The organism is Bradyrhizobium sp. BR13661 (genome assembly GCF_029892425.1).
Lineage (GTDB): Bacteria > Pseudomonadota > Alphaproteobacteria > Rhizobiales > Xanthobacteraceae > Bradyrhizobium.
In genome coordinates, this window is the sequence record NZ_JARXWB010000030.1 from 1 (window position 1) to 15139 (window position 15139).

The 15139-nt window shown below is 56.6% G+C and carries 14 protein-coding genes and 5 pseudogenes; 5 read left to right on the forward strand and 14 right to left on the reverse strand.

The features are described 5' to 3' along the window. Positions 1–1153: 1153 nt before the first annotated feature. The 7 genes and pseudogenes from tnpB to M2427_RS33585 form a co-directional block, all read right to left on the reverse strand. Positions 1154–1364: pseudogene (tnpB, locus tag M2427_RS33555) on the reverse strand (IS66 family insertion sequence element accessory protein TnpB); the annotation flags it as partial. 52 nt (positions 1365–1416) lie between these two features. Continuing rightward, positions 1417–1725, reverse strand: coding sequence for a transposase (locus M2427_RS33560; protein WP_280711102.1), 309 nt, complete (start codon positions 1723–1725; stop codon positions 1417–1419). Between the two features lie 419 nt (positions 1726–2144). Beyond that, complete coding sequence (locus M2427_RS33565; protein ID WP_280711103.1) at positions 2145–2330, reverse strand: hypothetical protein; 186 nt, start codon at positions 2328–2330, stop codon at positions 2145–2147. 139 nt (positions 2331–2469) lie between these two features. After that, positions 2470–2646: pseudogene (locus M2427_RS33570) on the reverse strand (transposase domain-containing protein); the annotation flags it as partial. A gap of 175 nt (positions 2647–2821) precedes the next feature. Continuing rightward, on the reverse strand, positions 2822–3976 hold the full coding sequence (locus tag M2427_RS33575) for an O-antigen ligase family protein (RefSeq protein WP_280711104.1): 1155 nt from the start codon (positions 3974–3976) through the stop codon (positions 2822–2824). Positions 3977–4289: 313 nt separating this feature from the next. Then, the gene (locus M2427_RS33580) at positions 4290–5540 is read right to left on the reverse strand and encodes a polysaccharide biosynthesis/export family protein (RefSeq protein WP_280711105.1); all 1251 of its coding nucleotides are present in this window, start codon (positions 5538–5540) and stop codon (positions 4290–4292) included. 878 nt (positions 5541–6418) lie between these two features. Beyond that, positions 6419–6763, reverse strand: a complete 345-nt coding sequence (locus M2427_RS33585) for a transposase (RefSeq protein WP_280711106.1) — start codon at positions 6761–6763, stop codon at positions 6419–6421. Between the two features lie 193 nt (positions 6764–6956). On the opposite strand from M2427_RS33585, the pseudogene M2427_RS33590 reads away from it, so the two are divergent. Continuing rightward, positions 6957–7114: pseudogene (locus M2427_RS33590) on the forward strand (IS3 family transposase); the annotation flags it as partial. A 408-nt stretch (positions 7115–7522) separates the two neighbouring features. Here the strand turns inward: M2427_RS33590 and M2427_RS33595 are convergent. After that, positions 7523–7693 (reverse strand): annotated as a pseudogene (locus M2427_RS33595) (transposase); the annotation flags it as partial. A 668-nt stretch (positions 7694–8361) separates the two neighbouring features. After that, positions 8362–8739 (reverse strand): hypothetical protein, encoded by a 378-nt coding sequence (locus M2427_RS33600; RefSeq protein ID WP_280711179.1) that lies wholly within the window; start codon positions 8737–8739, stop codon positions 8362–8364. 801 nt (positions 8740–9540) lie between these two features. On the opposite strand from M2427_RS33600, the gene M2427_RS33605 reads away from it, so the two are divergent. From M2427_RS33605 to galE, 3 genes are all read left to right on the forward strand, one after another. Beyond that, entirely contained in the window at positions 9541–9714 is a 174-nt protein-coding gene (locus M2427_RS33605; RefSeq protein WP_280711107.1) for a hypothetical protein, read from the forward strand. 230 nt (positions 9715–9944) lie between these two features. Beyond that, positions 9945–10310 (forward strand): VanZ family protein, encoded by a 366-nt coding sequence (locus M2427_RS33610; RefSeq protein ID WP_280711180.1) that lies wholly within the window; start codon positions 9945–9947, stop codon positions 10308–10310. A gap of 217 nt (positions 10311–10527) precedes the next feature. Next, positions 10528–11514 carry a UDP-glucose 4-epimerase GalE gene (galE, locus tag M2427_RS33615; RefSeq protein WP_280711108.1) on the forward strand — a complete coding sequence of 329 codons (987 nt, stop codon included), beginning with the start codon at positions 10528–10530 and terminating at the stop codon, positions 11512–11514. A 107-nt stretch (positions 11515–11621) separates the two neighbouring features. Here galE and M2427_RS33620 read toward each other — a convergent pair. From M2427_RS33620 to M2427_RS33635, 4 genes and pseudogenes are all read right to left on the reverse strand, one after another. Beyond that, positions 11622–11989: pseudogene (locus M2427_RS33620) on the reverse strand (hypothetical protein); the annotation flags it as partial. A 64-nt stretch (positions 11990–12053) separates the two neighbouring features. Further along, positions 12054–12338, reverse strand: coding sequence for a hypothetical protein (locus tag M2427_RS33625; RefSeq protein ID WP_280711109.1), 285 nt, complete (start codon positions 12336–12338; stop codon positions 12054–12056). Then, positions 12331–12456, reverse strand: coding sequence for a hypothetical protein (locus tag M2427_RS33630; protein ID WP_280711110.1), 126 nt, complete (start codon positions 12454–12456; stop codon positions 12331–12333). The genes M2427_RS33625 and M2427_RS33630 overlap by 8 nt, the downstream gene beginning before the upstream one ends. An 850-nt stretch (positions 12457–13306) precedes the next feature. Continuing rightward, positions 13307–13870, reverse strand: a complete 564-nt coding sequence (locus M2427_RS33635) for a hypothetical protein (RefSeq protein ID WP_280711111.1) — start codon at positions 13868–13870, stop codon at positions 13307–13309. A gap of 188 nt (positions 13871–14058) precedes the next feature. Here M2427_RS33635 and M2427_RS33640 point away from each other — a divergent pair, with 188 nt between their 5' ends. Further along, on the forward strand, positions 14059–14232 hold the full coding sequence (locus M2427_RS33640) for a hypothetical protein (protein WP_280711112.1): 174 nt from the start codon (positions 14059–14061) through the stop codon (positions 14230–14232). A gap of 58 nt (positions 14233–14290) precedes the next feature. Here the strand turns inward: M2427_RS33640 and M2427_RS33645 are convergent, their stop codons facing one another. Next, positions 14291–14836, reverse strand: a complete 546-nt coding sequence (locus M2427_RS33645; RefSeq protein WP_280711113.1) for an NUDIX hydrolase — start codon at positions 14834–14836, stop codon at positions 14291–14293. Positions 14837–15139 lie beyond the last annotated feature (303 nt).

Below are 15139 nucleotides of genomic sequence, written 5' to 3' on the forward strand. Positions count from 1 at the left end.
CGTACCGCACTAACAGGCCGAACACATGGCTGCTCCGACCAAGCTGCAAAGTGAAGATTCTCCTTGCCAACCAGGAGCCGTCCACACATGGCCCACTGCGTCTCCGGAGAAGGTCCGCGATTAGGCCGCCGTTGGTGGGTGACCGGACATTAGAGGGGCCGGCTGCTCAATGAGTATATGCCCGGCTGGCCTTAGCGATGTAGTCGACAAAGCCACTGATTGTCGCCAAGGCTCCGACGCCAAAGCCGGCCAGCGCAGTTAGTGACAGGTCGGAATTCGATCCGACCTTGGAAATAGCATCGCTAAGGGACTCGACAGAACTTGTCGTGCTGTCGATACCTTCGCCGCTCACTGTAATAGTTACCCGATATCGCCATTGAAATGTGGTGTCTCCCCTGCTAGAAGCCCCGCTCTCAAATTAGGAGCCTCCTCCATACCAAAGAAGACGAAGAAGATTGCCCGCCGCGAATGGACCGCAGCGGACGTGAAAGCGTTGCGTGCCCATTCCGAAGCCCGCACACCTGTTGCAATAATTGCGAAGCTCACGAAGCGAAGCGTGCCCTCTTTACGTATGAAGGCATCAAGCCTTTGTATCGGGCTCGGTCACCAGCGTTGACGCGTCCCGCCTACGACGTCGCCGCCAGAATCGTCCGTTTGTCACCGTTGCGATTCAGTTTAACAAACGTATCGAGGCTGGGAACGGGCTTTCTCGTTTCATAGTCGGCCTCACCGCCCCCGTAAGGCTTCGGCATTCGGGGATCTTGATCGCGGTCGCCATGACGGGGTCCATGGGACTTGTTCGTGCGGCGCCCTTGCCGTTCACGCGGTCCCATTGGGTGCGAAGTTCGGCGCGTCGAGAGAAGTATTCAGTCAAAATGTCACTCCCAAATGAAAAGGACAGCCATACCGGCTGCCCTTGCTGTGCGTGCAATTGCCCGTGCACGCGTCGGGCATTGTCTGCTATAGTGGAGCATGGGGCGCTTCACCGTATCGGTAGATGTCGACACTGACTCAGAATGGTATCTGACGTCGGCGTCGTTTGAAGTTTTTACGGAAGCCCTAGAACACGCAACCGGAATTGCGATATGGCTCCATGGAGAGGCCAGCAATCCACCCGGCATTTGGATTCACGGAAGGGCGTTAGACGAACCAGCATCGTACCCTCGCGAACAGGTGGCCAGGCGAAGCCCCCCTTCTCGAGCCACTTCGTCGCTAGAACCATTCCCGAGCCGTCAAAAACCAGTAGCTTCAAACGATCCGATCGCTTCGGATCGGAAGACATAAACGTCACCGCTGTAGGGCTTGCCGCTTAATCCCTCCGCTACCAGCGCGACCAGGCCATGAACGCCTTTGCGAAAGTCAATCGGCTGCGTCGCGACGAACCGACGAACACACGGACCATTGGACCAAACGAGATCATCGCGTCGACCTCACCGCCGCCAGCACGCGCTCCAGCGTCGCGGCGTCGACGCCGACGGGCACGCGCACCGTCGCGCCCGCGATCATCACCTCGATCCGCTCAGCCGGACTCACCAGAACATGCGCCTTATCGATCGCGTTCGGTTGCGCCTCGACGGCGGCGTCGAGCCTGACTTGCACGAACTGCGGAGCTTCGCTCGACGCGAGCCGCGCCTGGCGCCGCCACACACTTAGCAGTCCCCGGTTGACCCGGTTGCGTCGAGCCACCTCGGAAATGCTCGTCTCCGGATCGGCGCTCTCGGCCACGATCCCGCGCCTTCTCCGCATCGCTCCAACTGCGCCGTCGCCTCTCCCCCGTGATCACCTCAATCCGGAGATACGAGGCGGCATCATGCCTGTCTTGATGTCTGTCTTGATGCATGGAATGAGCGTCCCTCGCGTTGTCAAATCCACGCGCGAGTCTCGCTCATCCCGTCTACCTAAACGAGGTGGGGTCGTCGTACCGTTATCGTTGCAACTACCAAGCATCCGGTGACGACTTCACCGGACGGATACAACAGAGCAGAGACCCACTGCGCGCCAAGAAGTATCCGAGACACTTTCTGAGGCCGCAATGAGCGGTCACGATCTTGTAGAGACGCTTTCTTTGCTGCTGGGCTAGAGGGCGAATTCTCAACTAAGAACTGCTTCAGAAGCCACGAACAACAGCGCAACGCCCGAACGCCCTATTTTAAGTTCAGTTGCCTCAGATAGAAGCCCTGCCTTTCGACAGCAGATCTAATTTCGGCGCTAACGCTTTTGATGCGTTTCCTGCTTTTTCGCCACTTCAATGCCTGACCTAAAATCGAAGGCTTTGATCCGTTGCTTACAACTAGCAGCTCGCGCTTCTGGTTGATGTAGATATCGAACATGCCCCCTCCCCCAGCTGGACTTTGTAACTCCTTTGCGCCGGGAAAGGGTTGCAGATCTGCAACATGTTTGGTGCGGCGCGACGGACGCGTCCGGAGACGGCCCCTGGTTAGGTCATCTTGAGCGGACGGCTGACCGCGCTTATGCGGCGTGAGCCACGTTCTGCGGTCGCCAATTCCAGGGCATGAGTTCGCGGATGCGCTTGGTAGGGTGATCCGATAGGCGCGCCAGCACGCCGGCAAGCCAAGCCTGCGGGTCGATGTCATTGAGCTTGACGGTGGCGATGAGGCTGTAGATGGCAGCAGCACACCGGCCGCCCTCACCCGGCGAAGGTACGACGATTTCCACGTTACGATGGTTCATCGGCGGGTTCATTTTCATTCGTCTCTCGGACGCCTATCCGCTCGGGTATTCCCGGCCGTTAGCTTCAACGCTCACGACCGCGCGTCTTAAGGTAAGCCGCTTGAAGTGATTTGAGACCTCTCTTCTCTTTTCATTTAGAAATGGAAGAGCTTCGGTCGCTGAGCGGGTGGTCTGACTGATTTGGAAAAGCCGCTTCCCGGTCGCGCCGAGCGTTTGACACGGACGAAGAAGAAGCTCTCGCGAGCCCTAGCCCCATCAAAATCGCGAATGGGATGAAATATCCCGGGATCTGAAGAGAGAAATCCACGAGTGAATGAAGAAAACCAAGCACTGCAATGCCGTTGATTGCAGCCAACTTTGGTTCGGCTGATTTCGGCTGTTGAATGGCCGCGCGTGACAGAAGAATTATAGTCGCGAGGGCAGCCAGCGCGACCATCGCAGCAATCGGCACTCCCATTTCAACTGCGATTTCTAGGATGGTCGAGTGAGCATAATCCCAGACTCCCGAGCCAAAAAATGTCGGTGGTCGCAACGACGGAAAAATATCTTCGAAAGTCCCCGCCCCACTGCCAAACAATGGATGCCGTTGAATAGACTGAAAGCATAGCTCGTAGACGGACCACCTCTGCTCATCGATAAGGCCTTGGCTTGCAATTCTTCCGATTTGAAGAAGCCAAGCGAACAATGCGGCAGCGCCCGCCAAAGCGAAGAAGAAAAGCCCCCCTCGACCGATCTTCACTCGGCTGGCAACCATGAGAAGCACAAACGTTAGCAGCCCAGCGCACGAAGAAATAAGGGCGCCGCGAGACCCGCTGGAAAGAAGTGCAAAGAAGCAGACGAGAGCTCCGGCCGTACTGAGAAGCGCATCAAACAAAAGCTTCTCATATCCAGGATTCAGCAATAGCAGCCGGATAGAAGAGGTTCGAATGGCCTGCCAAGAAGACAGGGCGGAACTTGCCCAGAGGATTAGACCAGTGCCCGCAAACGTTCCAGCGGTGTTGTGGTTGATAAATGTCGTTGTGAAGCTGCCAATATAAGCGGACTTCGTCGCCCAGAGGATCGCAGTTGGCGTAAATACGAGCGCAAACAAGCCATAGGCTGCATAAGCTAGGATTGAAATTCGCGCAACCTTTAGTAGCGATACGCTACTCCTATACGATGTTCCTAGCAAAAATCCGCTGATGAAAGCGAGCGCAAAGGCAAAGAAGTGACCAATAGCGAGGTCGGGGATCTTTTCTCGACTAGAGATCCTAGCATTGACGCTAGGCCCGAGGAGCTCGTTCAATCGTCGCCAGCTCGGGTCATTTAGCTCATTCAGTCCAAGAGGGAGAACCTGAATCGCTGAAACAACCGCATAGCAAAGGTAAATGCCAAGCGCAGCTCGAAATATTAGCCGTTGCTGAGCATTAAGTGGAAAGCCAGCTCCCAACACGGCGGCAAACGAAAGGACAATCGTCCAGCAGACCACCCAAACCAGATCTACCGATCCGAAAAATAACGGCGCGAAAGCAAGGACAACTGACGTTGTCCATAGCTGAACCGATCTGAGCGTGACTAGGCCGAAATATCGTCCTGAAGACGATTGAAATATGCGTCCATTAGTTCGCCCCTCTGACAGATATTCGCGCGGCATTCACGTTAGAAACAGCATTCGCGGTGTTAGAGACACTATTAGCCGTATTGTTGATGAGTGCTAGGAGCTTGTAGTAGTCAACGACTTTTGCGTTCGCCACATACAGCACATCCTTCGAGTGCATCTGGAATCCAGCGGCTAGCAACATACCCGACGGATCTCGCAGATTCACCCGATAAATCGTCGGTATCCGATCGTAGACAAACCTCGATGTGTCAACACCAAGCTTCTCAAGAAGAGGGCGATCTTCGAAACGGTAGACGAAGATTTCGCTCGGATCCGATTGATTGTCGTTGAGTCCACCCGCCTTACCAATAGCTTGAGTCAGAGTGAGCGTTTCGACGTCAAAGCTAATATCCGAAATCTGGCCGAAGACGTTCTGGTTGAGAGCACCCAGCGCCGTGAAGGTTGGCGTCTCTCGCGTAATAAAAATAACGTCATTCGGCCGAACAAAGATGTTCTCGCGCGGATCGTGAACCACTCGGCTCATGAGTACTCTGACGCGTTTGCCATCCCTCTGCAGAGTTATGTAGCTCTCGATCGCTTCGAACTTTGGGCCGCCTGCCCGTGCGATTAAAGCGAGAAGCCGCTCTCCAACGCTATTGAGCGCCAAAACTCCCGGCGTGTTAACATCCCCCAACACACTCACGACGCTAGAGTGCTGCTGATTGAGACTAATAACAACTTGTGGCTCGATCGCGCGATTCCTCAAGCGGGCCACAACAGCCTGTTGAATCTCGGGGATCGTCCGTGCAGCTGCTGGAATCTCGCCCGCATAAGGAACGTAAATGCTACCTTTCTGATCGACGGCCTGCGCCGGCAGGTCGACAAAATTACCCGGACGGGCACCAGCTGCCTGGCCAGGCGTAAAAAGACCACCGGGCGCTGCCTCGAAGATAGAGATATTGAGCACATCTCCGACACCAACAACTTGGTTAGGCTTTGGGCGTTTGTCCGGGAACTGGCCCTTGAAACTTATTAAGTTTGGCTGGGACAGAAACCCGATCGTATCCGCGGAGACATCGACCAACGCGTACGGCAGAGATGCCGCCGACTGAAGCTCTGCTGTTGCATCAGCCTTAATGTCATCGCTCCTAGGCCCTGTATTCGGAAGGAGGCTGCAGGATGCCAAACCAACCGCAAAAATAGCAACCAGCAGCGAGGAAAACAGTCGCCCCATAACAGATACGCCCCAAAAAACGCTACGCTTGCTCATTACTCGCAACCCTGCGCACGTGCGCCGCAGCAAAAGCTGAGCGTCATCCGCCGAGGAACCGTCGCGAGTGCAAGCTTCAATTCGACCCCCTTCGCCCATCAATGGCCAAACGCATACAAATTGACCCCAATAGACTCGATCAAGCGGATAGAACCTACACGGCACGTTAAGGGTATCAAAGCTTGATTAGGCTGCTCGGCAGCGTTTTACCCCAATCGTGGCAGTAAGGTCACACTGCCCGCCAGCCACTTAAGTCTTTGAAAAAACTCGTATCTTTGTTTCTTCTCAACTGGCCAATCTCAAGCAATCGGGCAAAGCCGCTACGAGCCTACGCTCGTATGGTTGCTGATTTCCTACTGCGAAACTGAATTACGAGTTTGCATTACCTAACAAAGATCGCTGCCCAGCGGAGGGGTAAAGCTAGGCGGCAACGCTAAAGCGATCCGAACCAGCTATGGAAATAAGGGCCAGTGCCGGGCACACCCAATTGCTTGGCGAAACGATACATAATCATTATTGTGAAGTCGTCTGAGCGCGGCAAGCTGGGAAAGCTGAAGGGGTTAGGAATGTCGGGATTGGTGAAGTTATTGTTGGGGGTCGTTCTTGTCGTTTCCATTGGCGCAATTGCGAATGAAGCCGCCGCTCGAGGACGAGCATATCCTCTCACCCGTTGCGGTCCTGATCTAGCCTATTTGTGTCCAATTCGGGGTTATTTTGATCTCGTACCTTTTCATTATGACTTGGCCATCCATCCGCGCTGCATCCGAGAAGCTCCCATCGAAACAACCGGTGGAATCCGCCGCAGACTGGTTATCTTTTGTGGCTGACGGCGTAATCGTTGCACGAGCACTAACATTTCGAGCTCGACGAGCGACGGTCTAGCTCCCCACCGCAGTCGGCAGATAAAATTGAGCCTGCTCCCAAGTTTTGTCCCGTTCTGAGTTCGCCATTGCCGTTGGATTTGCCTGGTTGGGCGGTGGAAGCAACGGGGGCTGGCGCGTAGCCTTCGGCATAGCGCAGCGCCAGATCCCGGCGCTGGTGGCAGTCATCGCTAACTCGGACGGGGTTCTCCAGCCAAGCTGCGAGTGTGGTCGTGTGTCGTTGTCATCGACCCGCCAACGTCCAAGTGTGACGCGGGCTTGTGCCAGTGGCATGAACATCGTCTCATTCAACAGCTCATCCCGCAGCCGGCGGTTAAAGCTCTCGATGAAGGCGTTCTGCATGGGCTTGCCCGGCGCGATGTAGTGCCTTCGACACGGCTTTGTCGGCCCATACCAGGATTGCGTTGCGTGAGTTCCCTGCCGTTGTCGCTGACCACCACCCTGCGCTTGCCGCACTCGATCATCAGCCGGTCCAGTTCCTGCGTCATACGAACGCCGGAGAGCGAGGTATCGGCCACCACCGCCAGGCACTCACGGGTATCTGGTCAACCAGAAAAGCTCTTCCCGCTCCATCGGGCAGAGGAGCTGACGGTGCGTCGCCGCGGTGGCCGCAAGCCGGCGATCGGGACCACGACGCCGATGCTAGTTCCGATAATGCCGGAAGAACGGTGGTCGCCCGACTTTGTGTCGGACTAGCTGACCGACGGCCGCCGCTTTCCGCATCCTGACCGTCGCCGACGATTGTATCCCTCCCGCCTGAGCAGAAGATGCAGCCGTCGATACCCGAAGCGGCGGCGGGGCTCCTGGGCAATCGCCCTCATGATGGCGAACGCTAGCATCGTGAGCCTGGGTCGTCCGGTGTCTCAGGTTCATGGGGCAGCAGCCGATGGCTTTACACGCCCGCCGCCGTTCGCTCATCTCAAAATGTCTGGCGCAGATGCACGACAGCTTTCCGCTTCCATGCGGGCGTCAACACTTCTTTCCCACGAGGTCCTTCAACGCCGCACTGTCCAGCATAGCCTCATTAGCATAGCCTTGGCCAGGAGCCGCTTCAGCTTCGTGTTCTCATCCTCGAGCCTCTCAGCCGCTTGGCCTCGGCACGTCCATTCCGCCGAACCTCGCCTTCCATTTGTACATGCTGGCATCGCTGACGCCGTGCTCGCGGCATAGATCGGCCACCGAAACCCCGGCCTCGTGCTCCTACAAAATCCCGACGATTTGCTCTTCGCTAAAACGATTGCGCTTCGCGCTCTGGTCTTCGTCTTGGGACAGAACGAAATTCAAGCTGGAATAAGCCCGTGGGGTCACGGGCGCTCACCAATTCGAAGGATATCTCGCGCCGGTGTTGCTCAGATCTAATCGAAATTCCAATGAAAAAGTTCGTCAACGAATGTCTGGAGCCAAGTGCTCGCCTTAGTGGCGCAAGTGCCACACACTAAAGCGATTTCATCAATTAAGCACTTTTGACTCCAAAACACGGCAATTTTCTGCTTTCAAGGTTCCGGCGGGGCCTGGGGAACAGAAAGATGTTTAAGCCTAATCGAAAATCGCCAATCGAGTTGAACCAGCTCGAAGCAGCAATAACTACCGCGGTCCGAAGATCAGGTCCAAATTGTGAAGGATTTGTGGGTGTAGTCGTCGGTGAATGCCGCCCGCAATCTATACAAGATTCAAACTGGACAGTCCGCGGTATAAAGTTCGGAACTGCTGAACGAGATAGCTGCAATTCTGCCCTTTCGCTAATTGTAGATCGCTTAAAGCGCGAATTCGAGATTAAGGGATAATATAAACAGTCAAAAGTGAGTTTGGACCTCACGGCTGTGGCCACGGACATTCACGATGATCGCGCGAGATAACCGTCTCATTTGTTTTTAGGCACGCGATAATCTCGATTTGCTCGTATTGCGTGAGGCGAGTGCCGTTGGCCGCACCGCTGACCTTTAAGTGCTGTGACCGATTCGTAGTTCGGGAAACCGCGTTGAGAATACCGCGGTCAAAAATCGAAGATGGCCGATCGTCGCCTCTAGTTCGATAAGCCGCCGCTGACCGTTCAAGATCTCTTTGTCAAACAAACTTTGATGATGCTCATCCAGAGCTTCCCGGTGCAAATACTCATCATCGCCGTTACCGATTGTTACTGCTGCACGCTCGATCACGTCGCGTACCCTTTCATCGAGACCAGCGTACTCCCTCTCAGCGGCTGCAAGCGCAATCTCGATAGCTTCGATGATAGGGGCAAGACGGGCCCGATCGGTTTCAGCATCCCTCGCCGCTGAACGAGCTCTAAAGTGGGTCCGGCGCGGCCCAAGCTTCGACATCCGATGAATGCTGGCTCTCCAAGAAAACTGAAACATGCATTCATCTTTCGATATATGGCGCGCGATCGAAGCATCGCCAAAGGTAGTTAACAAAGACCTAGCGGCCAAGCCGCGGCTGGCGCGGGCAAGACGGAGGCATGAGACTGCCCGACTGCCAGGGGCGCGACTTTGCGACCGATGCGGCGGATTCAGGACTGGTGGCCAAGCTGCCTCAAGACCTGTCGATGGGCGAGGTCTGCATCGGCTCGACATCCTACCCCTCAGCGGGGTCGGCAACAGTATCACGCGGCAACCAGCGTATGAGGCGCGATGAAGTGAATCTCTCAGAGAACCTTTAACCAACGCTATCGCGACTATAGCCGCTGTCCAAATTTCCGGCTGGTTTTGGCTCAACGAAAGGCCTGGCTGCAATCCACTCATGGACAAAACATGCTGCGAGTTTAGTGACAAGCGGAGCGCGTTGGCGAAATATCTCGATCACTTGAGTATTCGACTACTATGCGCCAATCGCATCTTGCCTGACAAAACCCCTGATACTTGGGACGCGCCTAGGCGTCGGGCGCGTCCCCTAGCCACAACGCACTGCGCATCCTTGGCGTTTTGGGGCATCCCGTTACTCGCAGTAAGGTTGAGAGGTTAGCTTAATCTACGGTCGTTGTTGCGAACCCTCACACAACATCGATAATTCCTTCGCGCGCCGGTTTTTCCCCAAGGCCTGGTCCCACCCAAGCAAAGCCGTCGAGCGAATATGGGTCGCTTGGCGGCTTTGTCGTTGCGTTAATGCGAAAGGAATATTTGGCTATGGCGCGCAAGCCCTGGTCGTTCAAGGAGGACCGCCGACTCATGGAATTGGCGAAGTCTTCCGCTACGCTAGAAGAAGCGGCGAGGCAGCTCGGGCGAACTCCCGATGCGATCAAACGCACGGCTTTACGGCTGGGCCTGTCCTTGAAATCAAAAACCGCCAAGAAGGATTAACCTCCAAGAGTGGACGCCGTCACTACGCGCGAAGCTCAACCGTCGTCCGCCGTCTAAGTTTGCCGAAACGAGATCGCGACGAATAATTCTTTTGTCCTGATTTGGCTCGCCGCAGGGCCTCCTGCTCCCACAAGCGGCTAAACTGAGCAATTGAGCTAGGCCGGCGCAAGTTGTTTAACGATGTTATTCCCTTTCTAAGCCAACCGCCAATTAAAGCGCTACGCTTCCGTATGCGCCAAAAGCACCTCATCGCCGCCGCTGCGATTTGCCTTGCCCTCATCGCCTACGCCACTCTGACGAGGCTAGCAGGCAGGCCCGCCCTCATGGGCCATCACGAGGCCTACTGGGTCGTTGTAATCGAGCGTTTCAGCGCCTATGGGCTGCTTGGACTACTCTTCTCTCTTCTTCTGCCTGGGCGGTTCTTCTCAGCTTGCGCGCTCGTCGTTGCTGTCGCCACGGCGCTCGAAATCCTCCAAGCAATGACGCCCGATCGTGATCCGGGCCTTCTGGATGTGCTGCAAAAAGTGGCAGGAGGTACGGTCGGCGTCATACTAGCCCAAACGATCCTCGCCTTCTTACCCCGGCCGCCCTCCTGAAATCACATCGTTCGTATGGTTTAGACTCAGCATCCCGGTCTCAACCACATCCGTTTCAGTCGAATGAGCGCAGAATTTAGAATGCGATCGCACTGTCATCGAAATTGACTTCGACCTTGCCCGACGCAAATGTTGCGTGCACAATCGAAACTTAGATTTTGGACTCCAATTGTATTTCTCGTGTTGCTGATTGCTAGTTCCATTTGGAGAGCACATTATGACCGCGCCACCGACTGTTCTCGTCACGGGAGGCGCGGGTTATATCGGCTCGCATGCCTGCCGGGCCCTTACTGCGGCCGGCTATCACCCCGTCGTCTATGACAATCTCACGACGGGCCATCGCAGCTTCGTCGCCGGGGAGCTGGTGACGGGCGATCTGCTCGATGGCGCGACGCTGGCGCGCGCCTTTGCCGACCACAAGGTTACGGCGGTGATGCATTTCGCGGCAGCGAGCCTCGTCGGCGAGTCCATGACCGACCCGCAGAAATACTACATCAACAACGTCCAGGGCACGCTGTCGCTGCTCCAGGCGATGCGCAACGCCGCCTGCCACCGCATCGTGTTCTCCTCGACCGGTGCGGTCTATGGCAATGCCGATTCCAAGGCGCTGCCGGAGGATTTTCCCTGTGCGCCGATCAACCCCTACGGGGCTTCGAAGTGGATGATCGAGCGCATGCTCGGCGACTACCGCGCGGCCTACGGCTTCGGTGCATTCTGTCTGCGCTATTTCAACGCCAGCGGCGCCGATCCCGCCGGCGGCATCGGCGAATTGCGCGACAACGAGACGCACCTCATTCCGCGCGCCATGATGGCGTTGCAGGGCCATGTCGAGTTCGCCGTGTTCGGTGACGATTACGACACGCCCGACGGCACCGCGATCCGCGACTACATCCACGTCACCGACCTTGCGGCGGCGCATGTCGCGGCGCTGAAGCTGCTCGAAACCGGACATGCCGGCGGCAGCTTCAATCTCGGCACCGGCGCGGGCTTCTCGGTGCGCGAGATCCTCACCGCGATCAGGCAGGAGACCGGGCGCGAGGTGCCGCACACCGTCAAGCCGCGCCGCGCGGGCGATCCGACCTATCTCGTCGCCGATCCCTCGGCTGCGCGAAAGGTGCTGGACTTCGTGCCGCGCCATTCCGACCTCGCCACGGTGATCCGCACCGCCTGGGCCTGGCACCAGAAGGCACATCCGAACAAGTAGGCACGCCTAAGCCCCACTTTGGCAGACCGATTTGGCTGCCCACAGCAAAGGGGCGTCATGACTATAACTCTAATTTGCCTTAAGGTCGGGAAGCCGACTGAGTAGCCCGCCTTCAAAAACTTGAAGTGCGCGATCGACGGGCCAAGCTCCTTGAGCCGGTGCTGGCCGTTCAGGATTTCCTTGTCGAAGAGATCATGGTGATGACTGTCGAGTGGCTCGCGCTCGAGATATTCGTCATCGCCGTTTCCAAGGGTCACGGCAGCCCTGGCCAATACATCCTCCACCCGGCGGTTCAGGCCTGACTGCTCTCTCTCAGCCGCGTGCAGGGCGTCTTCGATCGCGACCAAGATGGTTTCGATCGGGATTGATCAGTTTCAGCGTCGCGCTCGGGTGAACGGGCACGGAATTCCTGGTCAGCCCGGCTGTGGCCTTTCAGGAAGTTGTGTGTGCGGGCCCGCAAGAACAGCTGAAACATGCGTGCATTTTCCGGTTGAAAGCGTCAAGGCCAAACGAAGACCAGAAAATGGGTCCAGGATGAGTTAATAAAGGCCAAAGCCGGCGGACGGCTCGGCCCGATTTTGGGCCATCCATGCTTTCCAAGCGCCTTCGTGCTTGGCGTACAATTCCTGCCAACGCTGTTCGACGACGACCAGCCGATGGATGCTGCCGTCGCGCACGATCCCGCCGTCTCCCCGGCCAACAAGCGCCTGGCTATCCAGACGTTCGAACTCGAACGTCTCCTCGAACGTCAGACCGATCAGGACCCGCCGCCCACCCGCATCGACGAAATATCGCCGCGGCGCGTTGTTCCTCGGCTCAATCACGACGCGCCGTCTCTCGCCAGATCCAGGAGCCGCTCAGTGCACGAAGACGACGACCATAAGCCCAAATAAACAGCGGCGCTCCAATCACCAGCAACAGCAAAGCAACGAGCCAGATCATGTACACAATCCCAACTTTGTCAGCACAGAAGCAACCAATGGCTTTTAAATCCCTACGCAGCTTAAGCCACCGGCGGTCCGGCACACAACGGTCGCCGCGATTTAACCTAACCGGACATGGTTACCTCGTCACCCCCAGGCGGATGCCATCAGAATGCCCTTCGTGTCGGCGGCCGAGAGCCGGATGACCCGTAGGGTGCGTAGAGTTGACGCATATACTTGCGCTTTTGCGATCGCGACGAACGCACCGCGTAGCCGGACGCGAAGCCGGCGAAGAAGATCAAGAGTACGATCAGGAAAGGCGCCATTGGGAAATCTTTCCATTTGCGGAACGTTTCCTTCTCCCTAGACGCAGCATTCTCATCGCTCAGTTGTGTCGAGATGATGATGAACGCCGCTGATTTCGTCAGCAAGCGCGAGAAATGTTGGGCAGCAATCTGCTTGAGGATTAGCCGTTCTCAATCAGCCGCAGAACCACAGAATCATTCTCACCAGCGACGGCGTGATGAAATAGACCAGCCGGCCATCGCGATCAGCACGACGCTGAAGAACGCACCGTTCTCTGATCTTGGAAAGAGGAAGCGCGGCCCAGGCCTTTTAAAGCATTTGCATATTCGTATCGATTGTTTGCGAGATCATAGACGAACGAATTCGACGATCTCGTGACGCGCCTCGCAGGAACCCAACTCGAGACGATTCACCAAAGCATTGTTTCATGCGTGCATCATGATTGGATTGTGAACCGGAGTTCTTACGTCCTTCACGATCTCGCGCGCAAAGACTCTGGTCGTATGGACAGGAATCAAGCTGCCGGACATCGCGGCAGAGACATCGATGTCTGCGCTCTTAAGCTAGTGCGGAGCTATCGGCACGAGGTCCGGCGTTTGGCTATCCGCTCCCGACCGGCCCCGAAACACGAAGAGGCCCTTATCCGTCGAGACAATGTCGCCTGGCTGCAGTGTGTCGTCGCCGAGCACGCGCTCCGTTGCAATCTTCTCCGGCGGATCCGGCTCGAGCGATCGCAGCGGGACATTGTGCCGCCAATCCCGCCGCGCCTGTTCAGCGCGCTTGCGGGCCTCGTCTACTCGGCGCTTCCACTCCTCGCGCGAAACCAGACTATCCGGGGAAGCAGCCACATCGCTGGTCTGCGCCTCCACGTTTGGAGGCGTCGACACCTCATCGCCGGCCAGCACCTGTCCGCTCCCGAGCTGGAGCGACACGACCAACACGACCACAGTTGCAAGATCTATCCTCATGCTGGTCATTATGCTCACGCGGCAATGCGCGCGCGATTCTATTTCATTGCCGCCGCAATGTCTGCGGGCGTCGAGGATGCCGTGGCGCGCGACGATCTTCGCGCGAATTGGGCTCAGCTTACGGAAACTCCCGTGGTTGTACGGAGCAGTAAGCACCAACTTCGTCGCGGTAAGGTTGAGGGGTTAGCTTAATCGGCGTTGTTTGTTGCGAAGTCTCACCGATCGCATATCCATCTCCGCACCGGGCTCCCCCAAGGCCCGGCCCCACCCAAGCAAAGCCGCTGAGCGAATATGGGTCCGCTTGGCGGCTTTGCCGTTGTGTTGACGCGTAGAGGATCATGTCGGTTATGGCGCGCAAGCCCTGGTCGTTCAAGGAAGACCGCAGGCTGATGGAATTGGCCAAGTCTTCGATTTCGCTGGAAGAGGCAGCAAAGCAACTCGGGCGCACGCCCGATGCCATCAAGCGCATGGCCCTGCGGCTCGGCCTGTCGCTTAAGTCGAAGAGCGGAAGAAAGAGCTAAACCTGGTTGACAACAAGCTCCGTGCCCATCGCTCATTGAGCGGAGGGAAGCGTGAGGTCTAAACCTCAATCAGACCTCTAGCGGCTGCAAGAGCCACTACGCCAACATGTGTTTGTTCGGCGAAGGCACCTTCCAGCAAGTGCGAACGAAGTTCGCCCAATGACGCGAGACTAACGGAAACGCCCGGTTCCTCGGTGAAATTAGAGACTCGCTCTCCCGTCCGAACAAAAAACGAATGAGTTGTATTGCTGATGCGGCAGGAGCAGGTTGCACCTTTCCCGATCAGCTCAATGGTCTTCGTTGGGTAGCCGGTTTCCTCAAGAAGCTCGCGCGCCACTGCAGTACGCGGATCTTCGTTTGGGTCCAACATTCCGGCAGGCAACTCAAGCGAAAACCGCTCAATTGCTGGACGATACTGCCTCACCAATAATACGCGAGAATCGGGTGTGATCGCGAGCGCAACCACATAATCTGGTTGCGCAACAGCGTAATAGGTTTCGGCCGGCGAGCCGCTACCAAACTGCACGTCTCGTGCGACAACTTCGAGCCAAGGGGACACCGGAATTCGGGAGACACCTAGGATTTTCGGGAAAACGTCGGCCATTTGTGCCTCTTCGGTGGTTGAAATTCAGCTACCTGAACAGATTGTTGGCCGTTTCCAAACAACTAGTTTCTAGTTTCGAGGATCTCTACCTGCTCCCCAGGGAACTTTGCAGCCTAAATCGAGCTCGACCACAAGAATTCGGCAGGACGGAGTTTCCGTCGTGGTACATTATTGCGTTATCGGCATATCGACCTGCTTCGCGCTCAGCGTTGCTTTCGTGGCGTTACGCCTCTGGGTGGCCCGCCATCCGCGCGCTACAGGCACACTTCGATCACGGGAAATCCGGGTCCTACGGCTTCAGCG

What these genes read in the sequence shown, in the direction of transcription:
- M2427_RS33565 (WP_280711103.1), bottom strand. Translation starts at nt 2,330, where the DNA reads ATGTTCGATATCTACATCAACCAGAAGCGCGAGCTGCTAGTTGTAAGC.
- M2427_RS33580 (WP_280711105.1), bottom strand. Translation starts at nt 5,540, where the DNA reads ATGAGCAAGCGTAGCGTTTTTTGGGGCGTATCTGTTATGGGGCGACTG.
- M2427_RS33585 (WP_280711106.1), bottom strand. Translation starts at nt 6,763, where the DNA reads ATGCAGAACGCCTTCATCGAGAGCTTTAACCGCCGGCTGCGGGATGAG.
- M2427_RS33600 (WP_280711179.1), bottom strand. Translation starts at nt 8,739, where the DNA reads ATGTCGAAGCTTGGGCCGCGCCGGACCCACTTTAGAGCTCGTTCAGCG.
- M2427_RS33605 (WP_280711107.1), top strand. Translation starts at nt 9,541, where the DNA reads ATGGCGCGCAAGCCCTGGTCGTTCAAGGAGGACCGCCGACTCATGGAA.
- M2427_RS33610 (WP_280711180.1), top strand. Translation starts at nt 9,945, where the DNA reads ATGCGCCAAAAGCACCTCATCGCCGCCGCTGCGATTTGCCTTGCCCTC.
- galE (WP_280711108.1), top strand. Translation starts at nt 10,528, where the DNA reads ATGACCGCGCCACCGACTGTTCTCGTCACGGGAGGCGCGGGTTATATC.
- M2427_RS33630 (WP_280711110.1), bottom strand. Translation starts at nt 12,456, where the DNA reads ATGATCTGGCTCGTTGCTTTGCTGTTGCTGGTGATTGGAGCGCCGCTG.
- M2427_RS33640 (WP_280711112.1), top strand. Translation starts at nt 14,059, where the DNA reads ATGGCGCGCAAGCCCTGGTCGTTCAAGGAAGACCGCAGGCTGATGGAA.
- M2427_RS33645 (WP_280711113.1), bottom strand. Translation starts at nt 14,836, where the DNA reads ATGGCCGACGTTTTCCCGAAAATCCTAGGTGTCTCCCGAATTCCGGTG.